The organism is Streptomyces sp. NPDC002467 (genome assembly GCF_042889825.1).
Classification (GTDB): Bacteria; Actinomycetota; Actinomycetes; order Streptomycetales; family Streptomycetaceae; genus Streptomyces.
Window position 1 is genome coordinate 183,890 of the sequence record NZ_JBIARJ010000003.1, and the last position, 24,122, is coordinate 208,011.

24 protein-coding genes are annotated in these 24,122 nt (G+C 72.7%); 17 read left to right on the top strand and 7 right to left on the bottom strand.

The window, feature by feature from the left end; genetic code table 11:
• Positions 1–18: 18 nt before the first annotated feature.
• The 3 genes from ACFYYJ_RS07255 to ACFYYJ_RS07265 form a co-directional block, all read right to left on the bottom strand.
• Positions 19–663, bottom strand: coding sequence for a hypothetical protein (locus tag ACFYYJ_RS07255; protein ID WP_385128275.1), 645 nt, complete (start codon positions 661–663; stop codon positions 19–21).
• A gap of 48 nt (positions 664–711) precedes the next feature.
• Entirely contained in the window at positions 712–2,136 is a 1,425-nt protein-coding gene (locus ACFYYJ_RS07260) for an FAD-binding oxidoreductase (RefSeq protein WP_389129453.1), read from the bottom strand.
• Positions 2,137–2,591: 455 nt separating this feature from the next.
• Complete coding sequence (locus ACFYYJ_RS07265; RefSeq protein ID WP_389129455.1) at positions 2,592–3,347, bottom strand: DUF1963 domain-containing protein; 756 nt, start codon at positions 3,345–3,347, stop codon at positions 2,592–2,594.
• A 217-nt stretch (positions 3,348–3,564) separates the two neighbouring features.
• Here ACFYYJ_RS07265 and ACFYYJ_RS07270 point away from each other — a divergent pair, with 217 nt between their 5' ends.
• The 6 genes from ACFYYJ_RS07270 (at position 3,565) to ACFYYJ_RS07295 (ending at position 10,825) form a co-directional block, all read left to right on the top strand.
• Complete coding sequence (locus ACFYYJ_RS07270; RefSeq protein ID WP_389129457.1) at positions 3,565–4,788, top strand: cytochrome P450, cyclodipeptide synthase-associated; 1,224 nt, start codon at positions 3,565–3,567, stop codon at positions 4,786–4,788.
• A gap of 64 nt (positions 4,789–4,852) precedes the next feature.
• Positions 4,853–5,245, top strand: coding sequence for a nuclear transport factor 2 family protein (locus ACFYYJ_RS07275; RefSeq protein WP_385128271.1), 393 nt, complete (start codon positions 4,853–4,855; stop codon positions 5,243–5,245).
• A 45-nt stretch (positions 5,246–5,290) separates the two neighbouring features.
• The gene (locus ACFYYJ_RS07280; RefSeq protein ID WP_385362645.1) at positions 5,291–7,300 is read left to right on the top strand and encodes an ATP-binding protein; all 2,010 of its coding nucleotides are present in this window, start codon (positions 5,291–5,293) and stop codon (positions 7,298–7,300) included.
• Between the two features lie 124 nt (positions 7,301–7,424).
• Positions 7,425–8,933: an MFS transporter gene (locus ACFYYJ_RS07285; RefSeq protein WP_389129460.1), complete on the top strand. Its 1,509-nt coding sequence runs from the start codon at positions 7,425–7,427 to the stop codon at positions 8,931–8,933.
• Positions 8,934–8,986: 53 nt separating this feature from the next.
• Complete coding sequence (locus tag ACFYYJ_RS07290) at positions 8,987–9,427, top strand: SRPBCC family protein (RefSeq protein ID WP_389129463.1); 441 nt, start codon at positions 8,987–8,989, stop codon at positions 9,425–9,427.
• 33 nt (positions 9,428–9,460) lie between these two features.
• Positions 9,461–10,825, top strand: coding sequence for a carotenoid oxygenase family protein (locus ACFYYJ_RS07295; RefSeq protein WP_385128267.1), 1,365 nt, complete (start codon positions 9,461–9,463; stop codon positions 10,823–10,825).
• 85 nt (positions 10,826–10,910) lie between these two features.
• On the opposite strand, the gene ACFYYJ_RS07300 is transcribed toward ACFYYJ_RS07295, so the two are convergent.
• A complete protein-coding gene (locus tag ACFYYJ_RS07300) occupies positions 10,911–11,189 on the bottom strand; it encodes a DUF6296 family protein (RefSeq protein WP_385128266.1) in 279 nt (92 codons plus the stop codon).
• A gap of 295 nt (positions 11,190–11,484) precedes the next feature.
• On the opposite strand from ACFYYJ_RS07300, the gene ACFYYJ_RS07305 reads away from it, so the two are divergent.
• The gene (locus ACFYYJ_RS07305) at positions 11,485–11,694 is read left to right on the top strand and encodes a hypothetical protein (RefSeq protein ID WP_385128265.1); all 210 of its coding nucleotides are present in this window, start codon (positions 11,485–11,487) and stop codon (positions 11,692–11,694) included.
• 42 nt (positions 11,695–11,736) lie between these two features.
• Here the strand turns inward: ACFYYJ_RS07305 and ACFYYJ_RS07310 are convergent, their stop codons facing one another.
• On the bottom strand, positions 11,737–12,342 hold the full coding sequence (locus ACFYYJ_RS07310) for a phosphatase PAP2 family protein (RefSeq protein WP_385128264.1): 606 nt from the start codon (positions 12,340–12,342) through the stop codon (positions 11,737–11,739).
• A gap of 141 nt (positions 12,343–12,483) precedes the next feature.
• On the opposite strand from ACFYYJ_RS07310, the gene ACFYYJ_RS07315 reads away from it, so the two are divergent.
• The 3 genes from ACFYYJ_RS07315 to ACFYYJ_RS07325 all read left to right on the top strand — a co-directional run bounded on the left by ACFYYJ_RS07315 (position 12,484) and on the right by ACFYYJ_RS07325 (position 16,203).
• Positions 12,484–12,858 carry a BlaI/MecI/CopY family transcriptional regulator gene (locus ACFYYJ_RS07315; protein WP_389129468.1) on the top strand — a complete coding sequence of 125 codons (375 nt, stop codon included), beginning with the start codon at positions 12,484–12,486 and terminating at the stop codon, positions 12,856–12,858.
• On the top strand, positions 12,855–13,790 hold the full coding sequence (locus ACFYYJ_RS07320; protein WP_389129471.1) for a M56 family metallopeptidase: 936 nt from the start codon (positions 12,855–12,857) through the stop codon (positions 13,788–13,790). The genes ACFYYJ_RS07315 and ACFYYJ_RS07320 overlap by 4 nt, the downstream gene beginning before the upstream one ends.
• 178 nt (positions 13,791–13,968) lie before the next feature.
• Entirely contained in the window at positions 13,969–16,203 is a 2,235-nt protein-coding gene (locus tag ACFYYJ_RS07325; RefSeq protein WP_389129474.1) for a choice-of-anchor J domain-containing protein, read from the top strand.
• 27 nt (positions 16,204–16,230) lie between these two features.
• On the opposite strand, the gene ACFYYJ_RS07330 is transcribed toward ACFYYJ_RS07325, so the two are convergent.
• Positions 16,231–16,812 carry a DUF6529 family protein gene (locus ACFYYJ_RS07330; RefSeq protein ID WP_389129477.1) on the bottom strand — a complete coding sequence of 194 codons (582 nt, stop codon included), beginning with the start codon at positions 16,810–16,812 and terminating at the stop codon, positions 16,231–16,233.
• Positions 16,813–17,100: 288 nt separating this feature from the next.
• Between ACFYYJ_RS07330 and ACFYYJ_RS07335 the strand changes: the two genes are divergently transcribed.
• From ACFYYJ_RS07335 to ACFYYJ_RS07350, 4 genes are all read left to right on the top strand, one after another.
• A complete protein-coding gene (locus ACFYYJ_RS07335) occupies positions 17,101–18,021 on the top strand; it encodes a hypothetical protein (RefSeq protein WP_389129480.1) in 921 nt (306 codons plus the stop codon).
• A gap of 208 nt (positions 18,022–18,229) precedes the next feature.
• The gene (locus tag ACFYYJ_RS07340) at positions 18,230–18,721 is read left to right on the top strand and encodes a DUF2975 domain-containing protein (protein ID WP_385128252.1); all 492 of its coding nucleotides are present in this window, start codon (positions 18,230–18,232) and stop codon (positions 18,719–18,721) included.
• Positions 18,721–19,011, top strand: coding sequence for a helix-turn-helix domain-containing protein (locus tag ACFYYJ_RS07345; RefSeq protein ID WP_389129484.1), 291 nt, complete (start codon positions 18,721–18,723; stop codon positions 19,009–19,011). The genes ACFYYJ_RS07340 and ACFYYJ_RS07345 overlap by 1 nt, the downstream gene beginning before the upstream one ends.
• Before the next feature lie 95 nt (positions 19,012–19,106).
• Positions 19,107–19,382 (top strand): isoamylase early set domain-containing protein, encoded by a 276-nt coding sequence (locus ACFYYJ_RS07350; protein WP_384755568.1) that lies wholly within the window; start codon positions 19,107–19,109, stop codon positions 19,380–19,382.
• Between the two features lie 25 nt (positions 19,383–19,407).
• On the opposite strand, the gene ACFYYJ_RS07355 is transcribed toward ACFYYJ_RS07350, so the two are convergent.
• The gene (locus ACFYYJ_RS07355) at positions 19,408–20,400 is read right to left on the bottom strand and encodes a sigma-70 family RNA polymerase sigma factor (RefSeq protein WP_389129488.1); all 993 of its coding nucleotides are present in this window, start codon (positions 20,398–20,400) and stop codon (positions 19,408–19,410) included.
• Between the two features lie 52 nt (positions 20,401–20,452).
• Here ACFYYJ_RS07355 and ACFYYJ_RS07360 point away from each other — a divergent pair, with 52 nt between their 5' ends.
• From ACFYYJ_RS07360 to ACFYYJ_RS07370, 3 genes are all read left to right on the top strand, one after another.
• On the top strand, positions 20,453–21,025 hold the full coding sequence (locus tag ACFYYJ_RS07360; RefSeq protein ID WP_389129491.1) for an SMI1/KNR4 family protein: 573 nt from the start codon (positions 20,453–20,455) through the stop codon (positions 21,023–21,025).
• Between the two features lie 88 nt (positions 21,026–21,113).
• Complete coding sequence (locus ACFYYJ_RS07365; protein WP_389129494.1) at positions 21,114–22,040, top strand: DUF3626 domain-containing protein; 927 nt, start codon at positions 21,114–21,116, stop codon at positions 22,038–22,040.
• Complete coding sequence (locus tag ACFYYJ_RS07370; RefSeq protein WP_389129496.1) at positions 22,040–24,049, top strand: hypothetical protein; 2,010 nt, start codon at positions 22,040–22,042, stop codon at positions 24,047–24,049. The genes ACFYYJ_RS07365 and ACFYYJ_RS07370 overlap by 1 nt, the downstream gene beginning before the upstream one ends.
• Positions 24,050–24,122: the final 73 nt, after the last annotated feature.

A 24,122-nucleotide genomic window follows, 5' to 3' on the forward strand; every position in this document is an offset into this window, starting at 1 on the left:
CGACTCATCGGACATGGTCTAGTCGAAGAGGTCGAGTTCGTGGAACTCCAACCCGTCCGGGCCGAGTCCGGTGTTCTCCGCGTGTTCGGCCATCCGTGCGGCGTACTCGGGGTGCGCGGCGAGGGAGGTGTAGGTGTCGAAGTCCAGGTCCAGGACCCCGGCGAGGTCCGCGAGGTACACGTCGAGGCCGGGGTACATCACGCCCACGTACGGCAGGTCGTCGATGTCGGTCACCAGCACCGGGTACTCGCCCGTGGAGTCCGGCGAGCCCAGGTAGAGCAGGCGGCGCGAGTCGCAGCCGCCGACGAGCGGCAGGCACACGGCGGGCAGGAGTTCCTCGAAGTCGCCGAACATCGAGGCCATGCCGCCGCTGGAGCCGTACATCCACTCCGCCGTCGCCCCCAGCCCGCGGTCGCCGAGGACGGGCTCGGCCGGGTCCTCGTACCAGCCGACGTCGGCGAGCCAGGAGCCGTCGAAGGCCAACCAGCGGCGCAGGCCGGGCGGCAGCGGACGGCCGCCCGGCAGCCTCAGCCGGTCCAGCACCTCGGGCGCGAGCGGCACCGGTTCGTCGAGGTCCGGGGCGTCGCAGCTGGGCCAGCCCTGCTCCCGGACCCGTTCGATCACCCGGTCGATCAGCGCGGCGCCGTGCATGTCCTCGTTCATGCGGTGCACTGTGCCACGGCCCACCGACAGCGCGGGTTCCGGGTCGGGTCAGGGGAGCAGCGGCCCGAGCAGTCCCGTGCTGTCGTGGCGGTGCTGAAGTGCCCGGAGCCGGGCCAGGTTTCCGCCGTACGCCGCCCGTGTCTCGGTCTCCGTTTCGGGGAGACCCGGTCGCAGTTCGACGTTGTAGATCCCGACGGTGTGCCCGGCCAAGGCCCGCTGCGTGTCGCGAGCCCACGTCAGGCAGGATCCCGTGTCGGCGTCGTCGTCCCAGATCGCGTTCAGCGGGACGCTCCATTCGGCCTCTCTGCCCCAGAACGCGGTGTCGGTGTCGGCGACGTCGGCCAGTGCCCCGCCGGTGTGCTGGAAGTCGATGCGGCACGCCTTCGTGGGTGCGGCGCGGATCCGGTCCGCGAGTGCGTCGGCGACGGCGGCGTCGAGCGTGGGGCCGGTGAAGGTCGCCTTGCCGAAGAACGAACCGGGCTGACGCCGGCCCGGCTCGGGCAGCCCGAGCGGTTCGGGCTCTGCGCCGCCGGCGCCCGGGATGGCGAACTCGGGCAGGTCGGCCGGATGGAGGTGGGTGGTCTCCGAGCGATGGAGGGGTGACGAGCCCGCGCCGGCGACGACCGCCGAGGCCGCGGCCCTGGCCTGCCCGATGGCACTGTCCTGCCGGCTCGCGCAAGCTGTGTAGAGGAACAGGACCGGCTCGTCCGGCGAGAGGGCGGTGTGGCCGAGGACCGCGCTCATGCACGTGTGTCGCGGCAGCTCGGGAGCGACCCGGAAGTACGTGGCGAGGGCGTCCAGGCTCACCACGGCCCGGTCGACCCAGACCGGGGCGATCCGGTGGGTCCGGAACACGGCGGAGTCGACCACTCCGACGTACGGCGCGCCGCCCCGGACCGCCCACCACAGATCGGCTTCCTCGCCCGAGCTCCGCTCCGAGACACGCACGATGTCACCTGACGGTAGTACCAGTTCGACCCCCACGAGGTGATCGACGGTGAGGCCCAGGGACCTCGTCAGGAAGCCGATGCCCCCTCGGGTGGCCATCCCGAGGCCGGTGTGGCCGACGACGCCGACCGGAACCGCACGGGCTGCCGGGGCGAGGACCTCGTGCAGGGTGGCCATGGTCGCCCCGCCGCCGACGACGACCCGGTCCCCGTCGGGGCGTGCGGTGTTCCGGTGCTCCGAGAGGTCCAACAGGACGGCCCCGTCGGCGACGCAGTTGGAACTCAGCCCGCCGCCGCGCACCGTCACCCGGACTCCGGCCTCCGCCGCGACCTTCATGACGGTCGCGACGTCCTCGGCCGTACGGGGCGCCACGACGCAAGCGGGTCGACGGCGGGCGGCCTCGGGGAAGAAGACGCGTGCCAGGGCGTTCTCGTACTCCGCGCTTCCGGGCGCGCGGACGCTCGATCCGAGCGCGGATCGCAACGGCCCGACGACCTCGTCCGGCGAGGGGGAAGGCCCGCTCACCGGAGCCACCGCAGCCGTCGGAGGCGGAGAGCGGCCAGTGGGCGGGCCGGGGGTGCGGGGGTGTCGCCAGTGGGCACGTCGGCTCCGATTCCCGGTGAGCGGGTTTCGGGCGGAGGGCCTTCGGTTGTCCCGGATGACAGAACAGCAACTCCGGGAGGGTAGGCAGGCCCGGACGCCGCGCACAAGGTCTCGCGGCCGGGGCTGTCCGGAAGTCGACCCCGGCCCGTAATCGGCGGTGGGGAAGAGTGGCGGGCGTCGCCGCGCCGGCGGTGCCGGATGTCGGACATGGGCGGATCCTAGTCCTACTGCGGCGCAGCAGCCGCTTTGGCCACCGTCGCCACTGCCGGAGCCTTGGCGCTCGGCTTCACCGGCACGGCCGAGGCCACCCCCGGCCCCGACCCCGGGCATTTCCCGGGGTCGCCCCGGCTGCCAGGTGTGGCCAGGGGGCCGGCGGATCAGGCGACTTCGTAGGACCGGCGGACGTGACCGAGCTCCCCGGCCCGTAGATCCTCGTCACGGATCCAGAAGGAGACGTTGACGACTTCGAACCAGTCGGTCCCGTCCTCCGCCTCCAATTGCAGCAGCGGCCGGTGCCCCTTCGGCGCAGGGGTGTCGCTGCTGTCGCACCAGCCGAGCAGGCGGTGCCGCGGAGCCGGCAGGACGTCGTACAGGGCCATGCCCAGGTTGCTCAGGGCGAGGGTGTCCCCGTCCGCCGCCCGATCGGCCTCCGCGGATCCCCAGTACGGGAGCGAGAGCAGTGCGCGGGCCTCCAGTGGCAGGGCCGGCAGCGCGGGGCCGTCGCCCTCATGCGGGCTCCCGTCGGGTCGAGCCGGAACATGGACGACACGGCAACCGTCATCACCGAGAGCGAAGTCCAACTCGGCGGTGAACTCGTCGTCGTGGAAGAAGAGCAGGTGGCCGTCGTCGGGAAACGTCCACTCCTCGCCCAGTAGACGTGCCATCTGACCGCAGTCCACCTGGGCCAGCAGCACCATCGGCTGCCCTCCGTAGCGGGGCCATTCGAAGGACGCGGGGGTGCGCGGCGGGCCCCCGATCGTGCTGCCCGCCCCCGGGGAATCGGCGCACGGGGAAAAGCCCACGGACGGTCTGATCAGGTCAAGGAACCGTTCGGTGGCATCCGCGCCCAACTCGGTGCGGATGACCTCTTCGAGTGCTGCTCGGTCGCCGGAATCGTGGCTTGTCGGATCCATGGCACCGAGTCTGTCACCGGGCTCCGACACGGTCGCCCTCGCCGGAACCGTCCAACCGATCGGAGCGACCCGCTCACGGCACGGTTGTGGTCGTGCCCCTGACAATGCAGCGCGCAACGGAGGCAACCTGGAGGTTCGTTCGCTCGTCCTGCCCACCGGGCGGGTCCGATCGACGGACCGGCCCCTCCGCACCGTGCACGTCGAGAGGTCTCCCCCCATGCCCTTGGCCGATCCCGATGTCAGCGTCCTGTCAGAGGACTTCGCCGCCGACCCCTCCCGCTGGTTCGCCCGGCTCAGGGAGCAGGCTCCGGTGCACTACGAGCCGGGGATCGACAGCTACTTCCTCTCCCGCCACGAGGACGTGAGGCGGGTGCTGACCGACCACGAGGCCTTCACGACCGAGACGCTCCAGGTGCGTGCCGAACCGGTCATGCGCGGCCGGGTCCTCGCGCAGATGACCGGGGCCGAGCACACCGCCAAACGGAAGATCGTCGTACGGGCCCTCACCGGCCGCGCGCTCCAGAACCACGTCCACGCCGTCCGCGCCAACGCGGCGGAACTCATCGCACCCTTCCTCCCCGAGGGACGGATCGACCTCGTGGGCGACTTCGGCAAGCCGCTCGCCGTCCGGGTGACCCTCTCCGTCCTCGGCCTGGACCCGGAGGACCGCGAGCGGGTCGCCGCCTGGAACTCCGGGGTCGTCGAGTTCATCACCGGCCTGGACCTTTCCCCCGAACGCCGCCGCCACTGCCTGGACTGCGCCGAACAGCTGGAGGCCTACCTGCGCCCCGTCATCGAGCGGCGGCGCCGCGAACCCGGCGAGGACCTGATATCGCAGCTGTGCGCCGCCGAGTTCGACGGCCTCGCGATGAGCGACCGCGACGTCACCGCACTGGTCGTCAACGTTCTGGCCGCCGCCACCGAGCCCGCGGACAAGACGCTCGCCCTGCTGTTCAAGCACCTGATCGACCACCCCGAGCAGCTGGCCGAGGTACGCCGGAACCCCGAACTGCTCCCCGCCGCGATCGCCGAGACGCTGCGCTTCACCCCGCCGGTGCAGCTCGTACCGCGTCAGGCCGAGGCGGACAGCGTCTTCGGCGGCGCCACCGTTCCGGCGGGTGCCACGGTCTTCTGCATGATCGGCGCGGCCAACCGCGATCCCATGGCCTTCACCGCCCCGGACACCTTCGACATCCACCGCCCGGACCTGGGCACCGCCCGCTCCTTCACCGCGGCCGCCCAGCACCTGGCCTTCGGCGCCGGACTGCACCAGTGCGTCGGCGCGGCCTTCGCGCGCGCCGAGATCGAGACCGTCGCCGGGATGCTCCTGCCCCTGCTCGACCAGGTCCGGCACAGCCCCGGCTCCCGCTACCGGGAAGCCGGGCTGTACACCCGGGGTCCCGTGGCCCTGCCGCTGGACTTCACGCCCGTCCGCGGCTGACGACCGTACTTCCTCTACCTCCTGCTGCCGTGTCCACCACCCCCCACTCCCCGCGAAGGCATCCATGAGCGCCACCGACATCTCCCGTGCCGTCAACGACCTGCTCTTCACCCCCGGCCTCGACCTCGAAGAGGCCGTAGAACGGCACTTCACCCCCGACTACCGCCAGCGCACCAACGGAGTGTGGAGCGATCGGGCCGACTTCGTCCGACACATGGCGCGTCTGCGTGAACTGGTCCGCGGCGGACACATCGAGGTCCACGAGGAACTCCGCGACGGACCGCGCTACGCCGACCGGCACACCGTCACCGTCGAACGGGACAACGGGCGGGTCTCCCGCATCGAGGTACACCTCTTCGCCCTGATGGCCCCCGACGGCCGGTTCCGGCGCGTCGACGAGACCACCCTGCTGGTCGACGGCCACCCCGAGGACGCCAACCTCGGCTCCGTCAGATGAGATCCGGAGAACGGGGCCAGCGGGAACGAGAGGCGGGGAGCGATCGTGGTATCCGTCGGTGACAGGCTGAGCCGGGCGCGCGTGCGGGCCTTCGTCGGCCGGGAGGAGCAACTCGGTTACTTCGAGTCGGCATTGGCCGGCGACCCGCAAGCCCCGTTCGCGTTCTACGCGTACGGGCCGGGCGGCATCGGCAAGTCGACGCTGCTGCGGCGGATGGCGGACCACGCCCGCGTCGCGGGCCGGCTGCTCGTCGAACTCGACGGCCGGTTCGTCAGCAGGGACCCGGCCGACTTCGAGCGTGCCGCCGGCCCCTTCCTGGACGTTCCGGGCGCGGTCCTGTTCGTGGACTCCTTCGAGCACTGCCAGTGGCTGGAGGACTGGCTGTGGCAGCACTTCCTGCCCCGCGCCGCCGACGACACCCTGGTCGTCCTGGCCGGGCGGCGCGCACCGCAGCCGCAGTGGGCCGCCGATCCCGCCTGGGCCGGGCTGCTGCACGTGACCGAGCTGAAACCGTTCTCCGAGGAGCAGGCGCGGCGCCTGCTGATCGCGGCGGAGATCCGGCCCGAGCTGCGCGACCGGGTCCTCCGCTTCGCCGGGGGCAACCCGCTGGCCCTGTCGCTCGCGGCCGCGGCCGGATCGGAGGGCTGCGGCAGGGAGGAGATCTGGGCCCCCTCGGCGGGGGTGCTGCGCACCCTCCTGGCGGGGCTGATCGGAGAGGTGCCCACGGCGGCCCACCGCCGCGCCCTGGAGGTGGCGGCGCAGGCGCACTCCACGTCCGAGGAACTGCTCGCCGCGGTGCTGCCCGAGGAGGACGCCCATCTGCTCTTCTCATGGCTGCGGGACCTGCCGTTCATGGAGTCCGCGCTCCGAGGCCTGTACCCGCACGACGCGGCCCGCGAGACGCTCGCCGCCGATCTGCGCTGGCGGGCGCCCAACGCGTTCGGGGCGATGCGCCGGCGGCTGGCGGACGAGTACCTGCGCCTGCTGCGCGAGGCGCCCGAGGACCGGGTGTGGACGGTCACCGACGAGCTCTTCCATCTTTTCCGGGAGGGCGAGAAACTGGCCCGGCTGCGCACCTGGTCCCGCGAGGACGAGGTGCACGACCGCCCCCTGCACCCGGACGACCTCGATGTCGTCCTGCGCATGGCCGAGGAGACGGAAGGGCCGGCCTCCGCGGAACTGGTCCGCTACTGGGCGCACCGCCAGCCGCAGGCCTTCAGCGTCTACCGCCTCGTGAGCACGGGCCGGATCGTGGCGTTCACGGCCCGGCTGGCCCTGCCGGCCCCTCCCGACCCCCGGGATCTGGCCACCGACCCGGTCGTGGCCGCCGCATGGGCTTACGCCGATGCCACCGCGCCGGTGCGGCCCGGCGAACACATAGGCGTCAGCCGCTTCTCGGTCTATCCGGAGCGCTACCAGGTCCCGTCGCGCGTCATCGACCTGAGCAGTTCCCGGGCCCATGCCGAGAGCGCCCGGGCGCGGGGGCGCGCCTACGGATTCGCCGTCTTCCGGGACGCCGAGACCTGGGGCGAGCGGGTACGGGGGACCCTCGTGGACACCGGGGCGCGTCCGCGCGTGGGTGCGTACGACTACGGGTTGTTCGGCGTGGACTGGCGTCAACTACCCGTGGAAAGCTGGCTCCTGCGGTTCACGGAGGCCGCCGACGCCGCCGCCGTGCCCGTGCCGGAAGGGCCCTCGCCCCTCTCGCGCGCCGCGTTCGACCAAGCCGTACGTGAGGCGCTGGCGCACTGGCGCGCCCCGGGGGCCTTCGCCGCCTGCGCCCTGCTGCGCACCCGACTCGCGGCCGATCTCCCCGAGCCCGTCACCGAATTGCGGGCACTGCTGCGCCGAGCCGTCGACGACCTCGCCGGTGACCCGCGCGGGGTCCGCGCCCGCGAGGCGCTCACGGCGGGCCACTTCTCCGGAGCGCCCACCCAGGAGGCCGCCGCGCGCCGCCTCGGACTCCCGTACGGCACCTACCGGCGCCACCTGCGGCAGGGCCTGGACCTGCTGTGCGACGCCCTGTGGGAGCGGGAGTTGCACGACCCCCGGTAGCGGAACGGGGGAGGGGCCCGGCGGGACCCGGCTCGACCGGGTGGACAGGTGTGGACAGCAGTGGACAGGGCCCGGCGTCCCGGGGCCTGGAGAGTGGACGGCGTCCGGCGCGAGTCTTCGTGCCATGAACGCAGTACGCACACAGAGGGCCCGGACGGCCCGGATGGCCCGGACGGCCTCCCGGGCTCCGCGGCCGGGCGCGGTGCTCGCGGCGCTCGCCGCGGCCCAGTTCACCGTCATGCTCGCCACCTCGATCGTCAACGTGGCCCTCCCGCAGATCCGTTCCGGGGCGGGGCTGTCGGACGCCGGGACCACCTGGGTGGTCAACGCCTACGGCCTGGCGTTCGGGGCGCTGCTCCTGGCGGGCGGGCGGCTCGTCGACCTCCTCGGCCGCCGCCGGGTGTTGATCGCGGGGCTCGTGCTCTTCGCGGCCGCCTCGGCGGCGGCGGGACTGGCCGCGTCCTCCGGCGTGCTGATCACGGCACGAGCCGTGCAGGGCCTGGGCGCCGCCGCCATCGCTCCCGCCTCGCTCGCCCTGGCGATGGAGCTGTTCCCGGCCGGCCCGGGGCGCGGCAGGGCCCTGGGCGTGTGGGGAGCGGTTTCCGGGGCGGGAGGAGCGGCCGGGGTCCTGCTGGGCGGTGCGGTCACCCAGGCATGGGGCTGGCCGTGGATCTTCCACTCGGTCGTGCTCGGGACGGCGTTGGTCCTCGTTGCCGTGACGGTGCTCGTGCCGCCGGGGTCCGGGCGGGGTTCCGGCGGGCCGTCCGGGCGGTTCGACGTGCTGGGCACGGCCACCGTGACCCTCGCCCTGACCTGCCTGGTCTGGGGGCTGACCACCGTACGGGGCACCGGCTGGAGCGATGCCCGGGTGATGGGGGCCCTCGGCGCCTCCGCCGTGCTGCTCGCGGCCTTCGCCGCGATCGAGGTCCGCTCGCCGGACGCGCTGGTGCCGCCACGGTTGTTGCGCGCCGGTCGGGTCGCCGCGGGCAACCTGCTGATGGCCCTGTTGGGCTCCGTATGGATCGCGCTGTTCTTCTTTCTGCCGCTCTACCAGCAACAGGTCCTCGGATCAGGCCCGTTGACCATCGGAGCGGGGCAACTGCCCTTCGCAGCGGCCAACATGCTCGGCTCCGTTCTCGCTCCGCTCCTCGCCCGGCGCATCGGCGCCCGGGCGGCCGTGACCGCGGCCCTGCTGACGGAGGCGGCCGGACTGCTCTGGCTGTCCCGGCTGAGCGCGGACGGGAGTTACGCGGCCGACGTGCTCGGCCCGAGCGCGCTGGTCGGTCTGGGCCTCGGCGCGGCCTTCGTCCAGATCACCGCGTTCGCCGTGGAGGGCGTCCGCCCGCAGGACGCCGGACTGGCGGGCGGGCTGGTGAACACCACCCGGCAGGTCGGCGGGGCGATCGGCCTGGCCGCCCTGACGACGCTGGCCGGTTCGGTCACCGCCCACGCCCCGCTCTCCGCAAACGCTGCGGAGGCCCTCACCGCCGGCTACCGCACCGCCTTCGCCGTCTCGGCCGCGGTGCCGGCCGTGGCCGCGGCGCTCGCGGTGCTGCTCACCCGACGCGCCGGAACCCCTTCCGGCACCGCAAAGCCGACCCCGACCGCCACCGGTCCCTCCGGCACGGGCTGAGCCACGGATCAGCCCCGCCGCCGACGCACGCCCCTTCGAAAGGAAGAACAGCCATGGTCACCATCGACGAGACCGCTCCCGCCATCGCCCGCCTGAGCACCCGCATCCACGCCCCGCTCGCCACGGTGTGGGAGCTGCACACCGACATCGCCGCCTGGCCCACCTGGAACCCGGACATCGACGCGGCCCGGCCCGACGGCCCCACGGCACCCGGCAGCACCTTCGCCTGGCGCACGCACGGCATGGAGATCACCTCCACCGTGTACGAAGTGACCCCCGAGCGGCGGATCGTATGGGGCGGGCCCTCCGCGGGCATCACCGGCATCCACGTCTGGACGTTCGAGCAGGACGGCGACCAGGTCGTCGTCCGCACCGAGGAGTCGTGGAGCGGAGCCCCGGTCGAGGCCGCGGCCGAGGAACTCGGCAAGGCCCTCCACGCCTCCCTGGAGGCCTGGCTCGCGCACCTCAAGTCCCGTGCCGAACACGTCGCCTGAGCATCCAACACATCACGAGGAAAAGGTTTCGCCATGACCGTCTCCAAGCCGTACCTGACCGGCCACTACACCCCCCTCGTCGAGGAGGTCACCGCCACCGCGCTCACCGTGGAGGGTTCCCTGCCCCCCGAGCTGACCGGCAGGCTGCTCCGCAACGGGCACAACCCGAAGCCCGGCGTCACCCCCACCCACTGGTTCAAGGGCAGCGGCATGGTCCACGGCATCCGGCTGCGCGACGGCCGCGCCGAGTGGTACCGCAACCGCTGGGTGCGCACCCCCGCCCTCGATGGTGCCCCGTACATGACCGAGCGAGGCCCCGACCTGACCGCCAGCACCGCCGGTACGCACGTCATCGAACACGGCGGGCGGCTCCTGGCCCTGTGCGAGTCGAACTTCCCCTTCGAGCTCACCCGGGACCTCGACACGGTCGGCGCGTACGACTTCTCCGGGAAGCTGACCAGCGCGATGACCGCGCACCCCAAGGCGGACCCGGTGACCGGGGAGCTCCACTTCTTCGGTTCGTCGCCGTTCCCGCCCTTCCTGACCTACTACGTCGTCGACGCCAAGGGCGAGGTCACCCACAGCGGCGAGGTCGCGGGGGCCACGGCGGCGCTCAAGCACGACTTCGCCGTCACCCGCCGCTACGTGGTCTTCGTCGAGGGCAACGTCACCTTCGATCCCACCGAACACTCCGGCATCCCGTACGCGTGGAGCGAGCGGCAGCCTGCCCGCATCGGGATCATGCCGCGCGGCGGCGACGGGGCCCGGGAGGTCCGTTGGTTCTCCATCGAGCCGGGCAGCATGCTGCACGTCGCCAACGCGTTCGAGGACGGCCGGGGACGCATCGTCCTGGAGGGCCCGACCGTGGACCGCGAGGGCTTCGAGCTCTCCTGGAACTGGTGGACGGGCGCACCCGGGCGCGGCAGCGAGCCCGCCTCCCGCTCGTACACGCGGCGCTGGGTCCTCGACCCGGCCGACGGCACGGTCGCCGAGCAGATCATCGACGACCTGCCGGTGGAGTTCCCGACCCTCAATGAGGACTACATGGGCACGGAGAACCGCTACCACTACGCCATCTCGTTCCCCGACGAGAAGGGATTCGGGGGCTACGGCGTCGTCAAGTACGACCGCACCACCGGCGCCCGCCGCATCCACCAGGTCGGCGACGCCCGACTGCCGAGCGAGGCGGTCTTCGTCCCGGCGGCGAAGGCCTCCCGCGAGGACGACGGCTACCTGCTCACCGTCGTCTCCGACCTCAAGCAGAACGCCTCCCAGTTGCTGGTCCTCGACGCCTCGGGCCTCGACCGGATCGCCACCGTCCACCTGCCCCACCGGGTGCCGGCCGGGGTCCACGGCTCCTGGGTCCCCGACAGCGCCCTGGAGGACTCGGCGGGCTGAGGATCCCCGCGCGGGTGCGCCCGTCCGGCTCCCCGCCGGGCGGGCGCATTCGCGCGGGCAGCCGTCAGCCGTCAGCCGTCAGCCGTCAGGCGACGGCCCTGGCCCGCAGGACGCGGGCGGGCTGCTGTCCGCCCCCGGTCGCCAGCACGCGCACCTCGGCCTTGTCGCTGATCTCCGCCCTGACGATGCCGGTGGAGTCCTCGTAGACGGGGTGGCCGCCAGGCCCTGTCCCGCTGATGCGGGTCATGCGGACGACGTCCTCCCCGAGGCCGTCCACGGCCGCGAAGACCACTTCGAAGGCGTCCACCGGGCCGGTGTCCCCGGCGGGAGACGCGGGGCCCTCGGGTTCGTGCGGCGTTCTCATGGCTGACCCTCCTGCCGTGATTGCGTCCGCCGTGCGCATGGCGGTTACCCCTCCACCTGCCACGCTAAGCCCCACCCGGTGGCTGCGCAGGGCCACGACGCGGCACGGCGACGAAACGGCCCGGCCTGGCCCGGTGAGGTGAACCTGTACGCCGGATGGCGGCCGGACCGGTGGAAGCGGTGGCGGTGCTCCGGGGCGCCCCCGAGGCTCGGTGCCGGGGACCGCCACGACGGAAGGGCAAGAGCCGATGTCGCGAGCCGAGGAAGACGGACTCACCGTGGGTCCGGTCGCTGCCGTGGATCACCCCCGGAGCAGGGCGGGGAACCTGAAGACCGCGATCACGCGCACCAATCTCCTTCCCGCGTTCCTGGTCCTCACGGTCATGATGGTGGCCCTGTGGCTCATGGGAATGCCGTTCCTCCAGGCCCTGACGATCTCCACCGCGGTGAAGATCGCGATGGTCATGCTCGAACTGCGCCGGCTGCCGAAGTCGTCCGCGAGCTGAGCGGCACCCCGTGACGGCGGGGCGGGTGAGGAGGGCGGCGGGTCACGCCGCGGCCACCAGCCGACGCAGCGGGCCGTCCTTCAACCGGGCGGCGAGTGCGGTCTGCCGGCGCCACACGGCCCAGGTGGCGACGAGCGCGACGAGGGCGCCGACGGCGAAGCCGATGAGGACGTCGTGCGGGTAGTGCACGCCCACCCACACCCGGGAGGCGGCCATCAGCACCGCTGCGACCATGGCGACGAGGCCCAGCCGGCGCGATACGAGCAGCAGCGCGAAGGCCGCCGCCGAAGCGAGGGCCGCGTGGTTGCTGGGGAAGGACCAGTCGCCGGGTGCGGGGCACGCCTCCAGGGTGAGCGCGTGCAACCGCTCGCAGGGACGGTCCTCGCGGACGGCCAGTTTCAGCAGCGAGTCGACGCCGAAGGCGAGGACGGTGACCAGCGGGACCGCCAGGGCGGTGACCGCGGCCGGGGCCCCCGCACGGCGGGCCCGCCACCACGCGACGAGCATCAGCAGCGCGAACACCCCCAGCCCGTAGGCGGACCAGCCGGTGATCAGCGCGTCGACCCAGCCGGGCGTCCGGTGGGCGAGGCCGACGACCTCCAGGTAGGCGGGGCCGTCGATGGTCGAGCCGTCGTATGCGAGATTCATGGAGGGGCCTCATTCCGGTGCGTGGCGGCCCGCCGGGAGCGGATCGGTCCGGCTGCCTGCGGCAGCGGCGATGCATGGATCGACTACAATCGTGTAGACGGTCTACTGAACTGTAGACGATCAGGAGACGAGGGGGACGCCGTGGTGGAGGGTGCTGCCGAGCGCAGGGGGGCGGGGGAGCTGGAGGCGAGCGTGCTCGCGGCGCTGTGGGCGGCCGACGGCCCCCGCACCGCCGGACAGGTGCAGCGCGGCCTGGACGTCGTGCTGGCCCGTACGACGGTGACCACGATCCTCTCCCGCCTCTACGAGAAGGGGACGGTGGGCCGGGAGCGCTCCGGCCGCGGATTCGCGTACTTCCCCGTGCGGGACGCCCACGGCCTGACCGCCCGTCGCATGCACCACGAGCTCGACAAGGACAGCGACCGACGGACCGTGCTGGCCCGGTTCGTCTCGGACCTCGGTCCCGAGGACGAGCGCATACTGCGCGACCTCCTGGAGGGGGGTAGCGGGCGGTGATCGCCGCGCTCCTCGTGCCGGTGCTGATGCCGTTCGCCGCGCCCGGGCTCGTGCGCGAGGCCCCTCCCCGCATGGGGCCCGTGGCCGCGATGTGGGCGCTGACCGCGACGGCGTGCGTGCTGGCGGCCGGATGGCTCGCGGCCCTGGGAGGCCTGCTCCTCGCGGGCGCGCTCACCGTGCCCGCCGTGGCCCGTCTCGGCCACCTGGTCCACCCCTGGAACGTCGAACCGGCCGCGGTCGCCTATCCGGTCACCGCCCTCGCCGTCGGGGCGCTGTCCGTATGCGCCTGCGCCGTCACCCGGTCGGCATCGCGCCAGCTCCGCCAGTACCGCGCCGCGCACGCGCAACTGCGGCACGCGTCCTCCGCCGGGGACCTCAGCATCCTGGACCGCCCCGATGCGGACGCATACGCCCTCCCGGGGAACCCGGGGCGCGTCGTCGTGACCTCCGGCATGCTGCGCACGCTGGACGGACCGGAGCGGGAGGCGCTCCTCGCCCACGAACGGGCCCACCTGGCGGGCCGTCACCACTACTTCCTCGCCGCCGCCGATCTCGCCGCCCGCTGCCATCCCGCCCTGCGCGGACTGCGTGACGCCATCGGGCTGGCGGTCGAACGCGTCGCCGACGAATCCGCGGCGAGCGCGGTCGGCGACCGCACCCTGACGGCCCGGGCCATCGGCCGCGCGGCCCTCGCCGGGAGCACCGGCGGGGCGACCCGCCCCTCCTTCGCCGCGGGAGCCGCGGGCGGCCCCGTACCGCAGCGCGTGCGCGCCCTCCTCCAGCCGACGGCTCCTCGACGTGGGCAGGCGGTCGCCGCGGCCTTTCTTCTCCTCGCGGTCTCGGCCGCGACCCTCGCGGGAACCACGGCCGGGCTCGTGAGCCTGCACCAGAAGGTCGAGATCGCACAGGGCGAGGCGCCGCGCGGCGACTGACCGCACGTCAACCGTCGGGCCGCGGCCGGCGCCTCGCTTGCGGATCCCGCCTCCTCCAGTGCCCGCATGGCACGCCCCGCACGACATGTCCCGCATGACACGCCCCGCGCGACATGCCCGGGAGAAATATCGGGTTTCGCTAGCTTTCCGCATCATCCACTTCTCCGGAAGAAGACAGATGCGCCGGCCTCCCCCGACCACGGCGAACACGCGAGCCGCATGGTGGTCCCTGGTTCTGATCGCACTCCTGGTGGCGTGGTTGCCACCACCCGATCCGGCCCAGGCCCAACATCAGCCCCAGCCCCAATCCCTGTCCCGGTCGGCCCCGGATGCGCGCGAGCGCGGGGGCCACGACGGTCACTCGGCGCACCACAAGCGGCGCCATTCCCCCCGGCTGTCCGAGCAGGCGAAGGCCGGCCGGTACGGGGGCGGTGAGGCGGTCGTCGGTACGCTCCGCTCCTGGCCCACCATCGACTTCTCGGGTCAGACCGTGCTGCGGGAGTTCCGGCTGCGCTCCCTCAGCCCGCACGCCGAGTTCTGGGTACCCACCGGTGACCTGCGGGTGGACACCGACGACTGCAGTACCTCCAACGCCGACGACCTCGTGGTCACCGACCGGCAGCTGCGCCATCTGGGCGAACAGTTCGAGCGCGTGATCCGCCCGCGCGAGGCCAAGGTGTTCGGGGTCCCGAAGCCGCGCGACGGGAGCCACGCCAAACCGGAACTGCTCGACCCGGCCATCCCGGCGGACGCCTGGCGCGGCAAGGGCGACCGGGTCGTCGTACTCGTCGACAACATCTCGGCCGGTGGGGAGTTCCTCAGCGACGACGTGGAGGCGGTGGACCGCAACATCCTCATCATCGAGGCCGCGGGCTGGAAGACCATGCTCGGCGCCGAGCCGGCCAACCTGGGTCCGGCCCCGTGCCGCATCTGGGAGGGCTTCCCGATGCCGAACTACATCGAGGGCCTCCTGGCCCACGAGTACAACCACGTGCTCTGGTACAGCGGGGCGAAGGACGCCCAGGGTGCCGCCTGGACCATCGAGGGCGTGGCCGAATGGGCCAGATGGCTGGTCGGCTACGACGACCGGAGGCAGGACGCCCTCAAGAACCTCAAGATCGGCTGCTTCCAGGGTCGCCAGCGGGCCATGTTCCCGGCGGGCTACACCGACGCCTACAGCGACCGCAACGGAGGCCCCGAGAACTCCCTCAGCGTCTGGGGCGACCCGGGCCAGAGCTTCCTGTGCGACTACGGCGCCTCCGAGACAATGATCCACACCCTCGCCGAACGCTACGGACACGCCTTCATCAGGGACCTGCTCTTCGAAGGCGGCGGCTCCGGCTCCGACCGCCTCGCCAAGACCCTCGCTCGGCACGGCGCCCACGAGGACCCCTTCGCCCTCCTGCGCGACTGGTCCACCACCGTGGCCCTCGACGGGATCCTCGACGACGGCGCCGAACTCACCGGCGCCGACCCGCGCCGCTTCCGGGCGAAGCCCCTGCACTCCACGGTCAACCTCGACAGCCCCTTCGCCTACGACCGCCCCGGAGCCCCCTCCAACGGCGCCGATTTCGTCCGCCTGCGTGATGCCTCCGGCGGTCCCCTGACCGCGGCCGCGCTCCGATCGCTGAGCTTCGACTCGCCCGCCGACTACCCGGCGAACCCGGTGGAGTGGACCGTCGACCCGGACGGTCACGCGTCCGGCGACCCCGCCCTCTACTCCGGCCCCGCGCAAAACAGCCTCGACCGCAGCATCGTCCGCGCGATCACCGTCGACCCGGCCGACCCCACCCTCTCCTTCGACGCCCGCTGGGATATCGAACAGGGCTACGACCTCGGCGCGGTCCAGGTCTCCACCGACGGGGGAGCCACCTTCGCCTCGCGCCGCAGCGCCGGCATGACGACCACCCTGAGCGGCGACGCCGAAGCCGGGATCGCAGCCCTGCTGCCCGGTTTCAACGGCGACTCCGGCGGCTGGACCCACCAGAGCATCGACCTCTCCGACCTCGCCGGCCAGACCGTGCTCGTCGCCTTCCGCTACCTCACCGACGCCTCCTTCGCCGAGGCCGGCCTGTGGATCGACAACATCAGGTCCGGCTCCACCCTCGTGTCCGACGGCACGAGCCTCAACGGCTGGCAGACGATCAGCAACCACCAGATCCACAAGATCCCCGGCATCGGTCTGCGCCTCGTCGCCTACACCGGTGACCACAAGCGCGCCTGGACCGCCGACGTCCCCCTCGACGCCGACCGCCACGCGGCCCTCGACGAACGCCGACTGCACCGCCTGCTGGGCACCAGGGCCGAAACGGTCTTCGCCATCGTCGACCACTACGAACCCACCGAGACGATCAAGGCCCCGGCCCCCTACCGGCTCACCGTCAACGGTTCCCTCCAACCGGGCGGCAGCTGACCCCCTGCCACCGCCGTGCCGGTGCCGTCACCCGACCGACAGCACCGGCACGCTGTCGCCGTTGAAGTGCCACAGTGCGCTCGAGTACCAGAGGACCACCACGGCGACCACCAGCGCGCCCCCGGCCAGGGGCAGCGCCCAGCCCGGCAGGCGGCGGCTGTGCACCAGCAGGACCTTCGCGGCGAACGCCCCGTAGAAGAAGCACCCCGCGATCGAGTGCACCGCCGCGCGCGAGCCGGTCAGCTGTACGCCGTACGCCCGGACGCAGTGCACCGCGATCGGGACGGTCAGGGCGAACAGCAGCACACCCACGATCCGGTGGGTGATCGGCACCGGGCCCGGCACCCGACGCGCCCCGGGCAGCCGCCCGTACATCCACAGCGCCAGCAGCAGTTGCAGGGCGGCCAGGACCAGGACGCCGGTGGCGAGCCGTGCCTTGAGGCGCAGGGCATCGGCGTCCGCCCGGCCGAACAGCGTCGCGGTGTAGTCCGGCGTGTTCGTCCGGCCGAACAGGAACACGGCGACGAAGACGGCGGCGGCAGCCACCAATGCCAGGACGAGAGCGAGCCCGCCCTCCGGGCGGCGCAGAGCGGGCCGGGCGTGCGACATGGTGCTCCTCGTCTCGGAACGCCGGGGGTTGGCGGTTCGTCATCCCTTCTACTCGTCCGGTGCGAACAATGACGGTCGACGCGGCCGCGGAGCCGCCTCGATCGGATTCGAACCCCATCCGCCCCGCGCGCACGCGCTTGCTTCCCCCCACGGCCCATCGGTGGGATGTTTGCGGGTCGAAGCGGCCTGCCGCAGGCCGCAGGGGGGATCGGGATGGGCAACCTGACACGTCATCAGCACGGTGCCGCCGACGAGGGCAGAGCCACCGGAATGCCGCGCGGAACCGGCGTGAACCGCACCGCGCGCCACCGCCGGGCGGCGCTCTGCGCCATGGCGGTCTCCCTGACCGTTCCACTGACGCTCGGCGCCGCCGGTGAGGCGGGGGTGACGGGGGACCGCACGATCGTCTTCGCCCGCTACACGATGGCGGCGCCCACGGAAGACCTCTACGCGATCTCCCCCAGTGGCGGCACGCCGGGGAAGCTCACCCACACCCCCTCCGTCAGCGACGTGATGCCCAGCTGGTCCCCGGACGGCAAGAGGGTGGCGTTCGTCCGCTACGGATCCGGTGGCGCCGTCGACGGGATCTGGACGATGACCGCCACGGGCGGCGATCCGAAGCCCGTCCCCGGCACGAAGGGCGCCTCCGACCCGGCGTGGTCCCCGGACGGCAAGCGGATCGCCTACGCCAAGCCGGTCGGTGCCCAGCGCGAGATCTACGTGGCGGACGTCGACGGCACTCCCGCCACCCGCCTCACCCACAACGCCGCGGACGACCTCCACCCGACCTGGTCCCCGGACGGCACCTACCTGGCGTTCAGCCGCGCGGACGCGGCCGGGCACAGCAGGGTGATGAAGATCCGGCTGTCCACCCTGGTGCAGACGGCGGTCACGGGGCCCGACTCCCATGACGGGACCCCCGACTGGTCACACGGCAACCGGATCGCCTTCAGCCGCGTGGACGCCTCCGGTTTCGCCCACCTCTACCTCGTCCGCCCCGACGGAACCGGACTCCACGGCATCACCTCGGACGGCTTCAACGACAAGAACCCCTCCTGGTCTCCGGACGGACGCCGCTTGGTCTTCACCAGGGGCGGCGCCGACGACGCGGACCCCGAACACCTCTTCCTGGTACGTGCGGACGGCACGGCCCTGACCCAGCTCACCAAGACCCCCTCCCACGACCTGGAGGCCGACTGGCGCCCGTGAGCGGGGCGGCGGCTACGGCTCGTTCACCCGACTGCTGGACGAGCGCCTCCCGGACTGGCATTGGGAGCCCCCGCAGGGTGGTTCCGCGCTGTGGATCCGTGTCACCCGGCTGACCGCGGCCTGGACGGCACTGTCACGTGACGGATCCCTTGCTCCCCCTATCGAAATTCGATAGATTCCCATCGTAACTCGATGGAAGGTTGGGTCAATGGGCAAGCTGACGGTGGGTGCACTGCGCGCCGTGCTGGTGGTGGTGCTCACCGGCACCGTGTTCGTACAGGCGATGATGGTCTGGACGTTGATCAGCGGGAACGACCCCGAGGACGGGACGGTCCCGCTGACACCTCTGCGCGTGATCACGATCCTGGGCATGCTGTCGGCCCAGGTCACCGGGGTCTGCGTCTGGCGGCTGGTGTCGATGGTGCGACGCGGAACCGTGTTCTCCCACGCCGCGTTCCGCTACGTGGACGGCGTGATCGGCGCGATCGTGGCGGCCGCCCTGCTCTGGTTCGCCGTCACGGCCGTCAACGCGCCGGGCCAGCGGGAGGACCCGGGTGTCACCGTCATCATGGGCGGGGTCGGCGTCGCCATCCTGGGGGTGGCACTCATCGTGCTCGTGCTGCGGATGCTGCTCGCCCAGGCCGTCGCGCGCGATGTCGAGGCGACGCAGATGCAGGCCGAACTGGACGAGGTGATCTGATGCCGATCGCCGTCGACATCGACGTGATGCTGGCCCGGCGGAAGATGTCCGTGGGCGAGCTCGCGGAGCGCGTGGGGATCACTCCCGCCAACCTGGCGGTACTCAAGAACGGCCGCGCCAAAGCGGTCCGCTTCACGACGCTCGCGGCACTGTGCGAGGTGCTCGAATGCCAGCCGGGCGATCTGCTGCGCTGGGAGTCCGAGTCGGGGTTCGATTCCGAGTCCGAGTCCGAGTCCGAGGCGGAGTCGGAGTCGGAGGACGTGGCGGAGATCCGGCGGCCAGGCGGGTGACGGCCGGGCTGTCGGCGGTGTGTACGGGGAGGCGGCGGTCATGCCTGTGCGAGGGTTCGGGTTCCTCTGTCCCGCTGCACCGCCGGGAGTTTTCGATGCTCGAACGCAAATCGCTCAAGGGTCGCACCCAGGTCACCTTCGTCCTCCCCGAGCACACCCCGGACGGCCCGGTCAGCGTCGTGGGGGACTTCAACCACTGGAACCCCGCCGCGCACCCCCTCACCTCCCGGGGCGACGGCACCCGGGCCGCCACCGTCGCGCTGCCCAACCACGGCGGGCACTCGTTCCGCTACCTGGCGGCCGGTGACTACTGGTTCGACGACGAGCACGCCGACGCCCACGACGGTGCCAACAGCCGCGTCCACACCTGACGGGCAGGCTTGAAGCCCTTCCCGCTCAGCGGGGAACGCCGAGCCTGACGTCCTCGCCCAGCCGGTCCGGCAGGCCGAACAGGGGGAACAGCCGGTCGGTGTCGCGGAAGGCCGTGATGCCGGAGATCCGGTCGCCCGAGAACTCGACGACTTGAAGGGCCCAGGGCACGTACCCGGTGCCGCCGTCCGGCTGGGGGCGGTACTGGCCGAAGGCGGGGGAGCCGTTCGCCGTCGTCGGCACGAGACGCGAGCCGCGGCAGCCGATCGCGGGGCCGGTCAGCCAGGCCCGGATGTCGGGGACGCCGCGCATCCACTTCGCGTACGGGGGCAGGCACAGGGTGGCGTCGACGTGGAGGAGCATGTTCAGCTCCTCCATGTCGTGCCGGGAGAAGGCCGCCGCGTACCGCTCGGCGAGCACCCGGCGGACCCTGTCGTCGTACGGCCGGCCTGCCTGCGCGTCCGTCGCCCCGCGACGTACGGCCAGTGTGGCGCGGGCCCGCTGCAGGGCGCTGTTCGCGGAGGCGACGGTGGAGCCGTGCAGGTCGGCGACCTCCTGGGCCGAGAACCCCAGGACGTCCCGCAGGATCAGCGTGGCCCGCTGCCGCGGCGGCAGGTGCTGCAACGCGGCGACGAACGCCAGCCGCACGGACTCGCCGGTCGCCGCGGCCGTCTCCGGATCGCCGCCGGGGCAGGGCTCCACCCACAGGGCGGACTCCTCCACGGGCGCGGGCGGCGTGCCGCCCTCGCTCGGCCCCGACAGATCCATCGGCAGCGCCCGCCGCCTACCGGAGGCGAGAGCGTCCAGGCAGACGTTGCCGGCGATCCGGTACACCCACGACCGCAGAGCCGACCGGCCTTCGAAACGGTCGATGCTCCGCCACGCCCGGACCATCGTCTCCTGCACGGCGTCCTCGGCCTCGACGTACGACCCCAACATCCGGTAGCAGTAGCCGATCAGCTCCCGCCGGAACTCCTCGATCCGCTCCGCCGCGGCGGCGCCCGTCCCGTCGTCCCCCATGCCGCACCCCTTCGAACAGCGATCCCCGGCAGCTGACAGTAGTGTCTGCTCCATGATCGCCCGCAATGCCGTCGACGCCCTCGTCCGGCTCTGCCCGCCACCCGCCGATCCGCCACCCGCCGTGGACTGGGCGAAGACCGAACGCGCCCTCGGCACCGCCCTGCCCGCCGACTACAAGCAGCTCGTCGAGGCCTACGGTGACGGGATCTTCGGCGACACGATCTGGCTGCTGGTCCCCGACTCCGCGGACGGCGACTGCGACCTGCTCGCGCAGTGGGCGGAACGGGACGAGATCCTCGCCGAACTGTGGGAGTTCGAGGAGAAGCCCGCCGTGTTGCTGGAGTCGGGGGCCCGCGTCGTGCCGTGGGCGTTCGAGGAGGGCACGGGCGCCTTCCTCTACTGGGGGGTGAGGCCCGACCGACAGCCCCACGAGTGGACCGTGCTCTACAACGAGGGGCGCGGTCCACTGTGGGAGCACCACGAGACGGGGTGCTCGGCCTTCCTCTTGGCCGTGCTCACGGGCACGGCCCAGACGGAGTACTTCGGCTCCCTGTACGAGGAACCGAAACCGACGCGGCACCGGTTCATGACGGCCGCCGAGGCCCGTGGAACGTCCGGCCGTTGACGCGGGCGCGGTCCTCAGGTCCCCCTGCCGGCGCGGTGAAGCGAGAATCCATGTGCACCGCGTGATCGGCTTGGGGGAGACTGCGCGGATGAACGCCGAAGTCTTCCGGACACCGCAGGAACGGGCCCTTCGTCATGTCACGGAGCTGTCGTCGGGTCCTGCCATGGACCCCGGGTTGCGGGTGACCCTCAACTTCCATCCGGACCGCCTGGCGACACACGGCAGGCCGCTCCTGGAGGTCCTGGGCGAGGACGGCGGCTACCGCTCGCAGTTCGTGACGGGGACGAGCAACGGAGGACTGACTGCGTATCCGGGCGGCGACCGGTGGCGTTGGGAGAGCCGGATCTTCGACGGGGCCTACGACGACGCGGCGGATCGTGAGCGGCCCGTGTACGGTGCGCTGAACTTCCGCCGCAAGCCCGTCGGCGCGGCGCCGCGGTTCGGCTCCGCGCACTTCCGGCTGACCGCGCGGACCCTGGCGCGGACGACGTTCTGCTACCCGGACAGCGTCTTCGAACCGTCGGATTTCGGCGTCGCCGCTCGCATGCGGTTGGTCGAGCTCGCGCGGGCCGACACCCAGGACGCCCTCGACGACTACATCGAGGCGCAGGTCCACGGGCGCGTCCGGCTGGAGCACGATGTGGAGGCGCTGGTCCTGGACCCCTGCTACCGGGGCACGGAGGTGGAAGCGGCCGCCCGGGCTCTGGCCTGCCCCCTGGAATGGCACTCCGGCTTCCGACTCACCACCGAGGAACTCGGCCTCCACCCCGACTACCGCGGCCCGGAATACGTCGAGTTGGGCCGGACGATCGCCGTCGACGGCGTCCTCGATCCCCGTGTCGTCGGAGACGCGGCACGCACCGGCACCCACGACCCGCAGGCGATCAAGAAGGTGTGGCACTGCCTCGCGCGCTTCGGGGCACCCCCGTGTTCCTCCGAGGAACCCCCGGGCGTGACGGAGGCCGGGCGGAGCGGCCGCGGCCACCGTGCACAGCAGGTCGGGGAGGGACACTGATGAGCGACGCTCTCGCGGGGCTCGACGCCATCCACTGGGCGGCGCTGGAGCACGCCTACGGGACGGCCACGGACGTACCCGGACTGCTGCGGGACCTGTACCGGCCGGAAAAGGCCGTCGACGCGGTCGACGAACTGTTCTCCAACGTGCACCACCAAGGCGGCGGGGTCTACTCCGCGGCACCGCCCGCCCTCCCGTACGTGCTCCGGGCCGCGGCGGATCCGGCCGTCGAGCCGGTCGTCCGCCGTGAACTCCTGGAGTTCGTGGGGGCCTTGGCCTACGCGGCGAACACCTCGCCGTCCCGCTTCGTCACCCGGACCTGGCCCCTCGCCTGGGACCGGGCGGTGACGGACCTGCTGCCGCTGCTCGACGACCCGGCGACGGCGCCCCGGATCGCCGTCGCGGACACCCTCGCCGAAGCCCACCACCGCGCCGACGAGGTGATCGCGGCGCTGCGGGCACGGTGGACCGTGGAGCGCGAACGGGAAGCCCGCATCCGACTCATCGCCGCGGTCGGTTCGTTGGTCCCCCACGCCGACGCTCGGCGGGACGGCTCCCTCGACTGGCTGCGGCAGCTCGTCCACGATGCCGATCCGGCGATCCGTCTCGCCACCGTTCAGGCCCTGCGGCGCGCGCTGCCGGGCCAGGACGACGGCGAGGACACGTATGCGCGGACGGTGTCCGAGGTGCTGTTCGGCAGCGATCCGGCCACGTGGTCACCGGGTGGCCGCTCGATCAGAACCACGGCCGTCTGGGCCCTCGGCCTGCTCGGGGACGACCACGCGGGACGGGTGGAGGCGACCGGGAGACTGCTCGCGCACCCGGACCCCTCCGTGCGCGCGGGCGCACTCCAGGCCGCCGCCGAGATGCTCGGCCGCCGGCGTTCCGCCGTACCGCTGCTGCTGCCGGCCGTGGCCCGCCTCCTGTCCGACGCCGACCGCGACCCCGAGCCCGACAACCGGCTCTTCGCCGCCCGCGTCCTCGGTATGTGCGGGCACGCCGCCCGCCCCTGGGCGGACTCGCTGGCGGACATGGTGACGGACGAGGGCGAGCCGTTCCTGCCCGCTCAGACCCATGCCATATGGGCTCTGTCCCGGCTCGGTGACGCGCGGTGCGTGCCGCCGTTGGTGCGGCGCCTGTCGGGGGAGCGGCTCGGGTTCGCGTACAACTCGTCCCACTCCGACGGCTGGTGGACGTACGACCTCAGCCTGACCGAGACCGCCGAAGGCCTCGGCGCCCACGCCGAACTGCTGCTGCCCGCGCTGCGGGCCCGGCTCGCCACCGCCTCCACCCTCGACGAGCGTCGAGCGCTCTGCCGGATCCTGCAGTCGTGGGGTGAGGCCGCCGCCCCCGCCATTCCGGAACTGATCGCTCTCCTGGACACCGACAGCGCGGTGTGGGCGCTGGACGCCCTCGCCGCGATCGGGCCCGCCGCCGCGCGGGCCGCGCCCATGCAACGGCTGCGCGCACTGCTGGACGCCCCGCCCGAGGGCCAGTCGTTCGCACCGCGTGCCCTCGCGCTCGCGTACGGACGGCTGACCGGCGACCGGGATCCCGCGCTCACCCTGCTGCTCCCGCGCCTCGGTGAGCCGTACGGCCAGTACAACCCCGCCATCCTGCTGGGGGAACTGGGGCCGGCGGGCGCCCCGTACGTCGACCGGCTGCGCGAACTCCTCCCGGCGCACCGGGAGGGATGGCTGCCGCTCTGCGTCTCCGAAGCGCTGTGGAGGATCACCGGACGGGCCGACGAGATCGTGCCCGTGCTCGTCCGGGCCGTCGCCCCGTTCACCGAGAGCGGCGGCGCCTACCGGGCGGTCATCGAAACGGTGAGGCTCCTGGGCGAGATCGGCCCGCCCGCGGCCCCCGCCGAGCCCTTCCTCAAGGCGTTCCTCGACGCCGACGAGCGGCCGGTCCGGCACGGGACATGGCGTTCCGTACCGGAGGACGACGAGCTGTGCGCCGCCGCTCGCACCGCACTGCGCGCGATCACCGGCTCCGTCCCGCGCTGACTGCCGCACGGCCGCGCCCTGGTGCGAGCGCGCCCCGGGGCGCGGCCGTGCGGCCGATCCGCTGAAATCCGCC

Bases quoted from the DNA above. Each gene is read 5' to 3' on its own strand.
- ACFYYJ_RS07255 (WP_385128275.1), bottom strand. From the start codon at position 663: ATGAACGAGGACATGCACGGCGCCGCGCTGATCGACCGGGTGATCGAA.
- ACFYYJ_RS07265 (WP_389129455.1), bottom strand. From the start codon at position 3,347: ATGGATCCGACAAGCCACGATTCCGGCGACCGAGCAGCACTCGAAGAG.
- ACFYYJ_RS07270 (WP_389129457.1), top strand. From the start codon at position 3,565: ATGCCCTTGGCCGATCCCGATGTCAGCGTCCTGTCAGAGGACTTCGCC.
- ACFYYJ_RS07275 (WP_385128271.1), top strand. From the start codon at position 4,853: ATGAGCGCCACCGACATCTCCCGTGCCGTCAACGACCTGCTCTTCACC.
- ACFYYJ_RS07285 (WP_389129460.1), top strand. From the start codon at position 7,425: ATGAACGCAGTACGCACACAGAGGGCCCGGACGGCCCGGATGGCCCGG.
- ACFYYJ_RS07290 (WP_389129463.1), top strand. From the start codon at position 8,987: ATGGTCACCATCGACGAGACCGCTCCCGCCATCGCCCGCCTGAGCACC.
- ACFYYJ_RS07295 (WP_385128267.1), top strand. From the start codon at position 9,461: ATGACCGTCTCCAAGCCGTACCTGACCGGCCACTACACCCCCCTCGTC.
- ACFYYJ_RS07300 (WP_385128266.1), bottom strand. From the start codon at position 11,189: ATGAGAACGCCGCACGAACCCGAGGGCCCCGCGTCTCCCGCCGGGGAC.
- ACFYYJ_RS07310 (WP_385128264.1), bottom strand. From the start codon at position 12,342: ATGAATCTCGCATACGACGGCTCGACCATCGACGGCCCCGCCTACCTG.
- ACFYYJ_RS07325 (WP_389129474.1), top strand. From the start codon at position 13,969: ATGCGCCGGCCTCCCCCGACCACGGCGAACACGCGAGCCGCATGGTGG.
- ACFYYJ_RS07330 (WP_389129477.1), bottom strand. From the start codon at position 16,812: ATGTCGCACGCCCGGCCCGCTCTGCGCCGCCCGGAGGGCGGGCTCGCT.
- ACFYYJ_RS07340 (WP_385128252.1), top strand. From the start codon at position 18,230: ATGGGCAAGCTGACGGTGGGTGCACTGCGCGCCGTGCTGGTGGTGGTG.
- ACFYYJ_RS07345 (WP_389129484.1), top strand. From the start codon at position 18,721: ATGCCGATCGCCGTCGACATCGACGTGATGCTGGCCCGGCGGAAGATG.
- ACFYYJ_RS07350 (WP_384755568.1), top strand. From the start codon at position 19,107: ATGCTCGAACGCAAATCGCTCAAGGGTCGCACCCAGGTCACCTTCGTC.
- ACFYYJ_RS07355 (WP_389129488.1), bottom strand. From the start codon at position 20,400: ATGGGGGACGACGGGACGGGCGCCGCCGCGGCGGAGCGGATCGAGGAG.
- ACFYYJ_RS07360 (WP_389129491.1), top strand. From the start codon at position 20,453: ATGATCGCCCGCAATGCCGTCGACGCCCTCGTCCGGCTCTGCCCGCCA.
- ACFYYJ_RS07365 (WP_389129494.1), top strand. From the start codon at position 21,114: ATGAACGCCGAAGTCTTCCGGACACCGCAGGAACGGGCCCTTCGTCAT.
- ACFYYJ_RS07370 (WP_389129496.1), top strand. From the start codon at position 22,040: ATGAGCGACGCTCTCGCGGGGCTCGACGCCATCCACTGGGCGGCGCTG.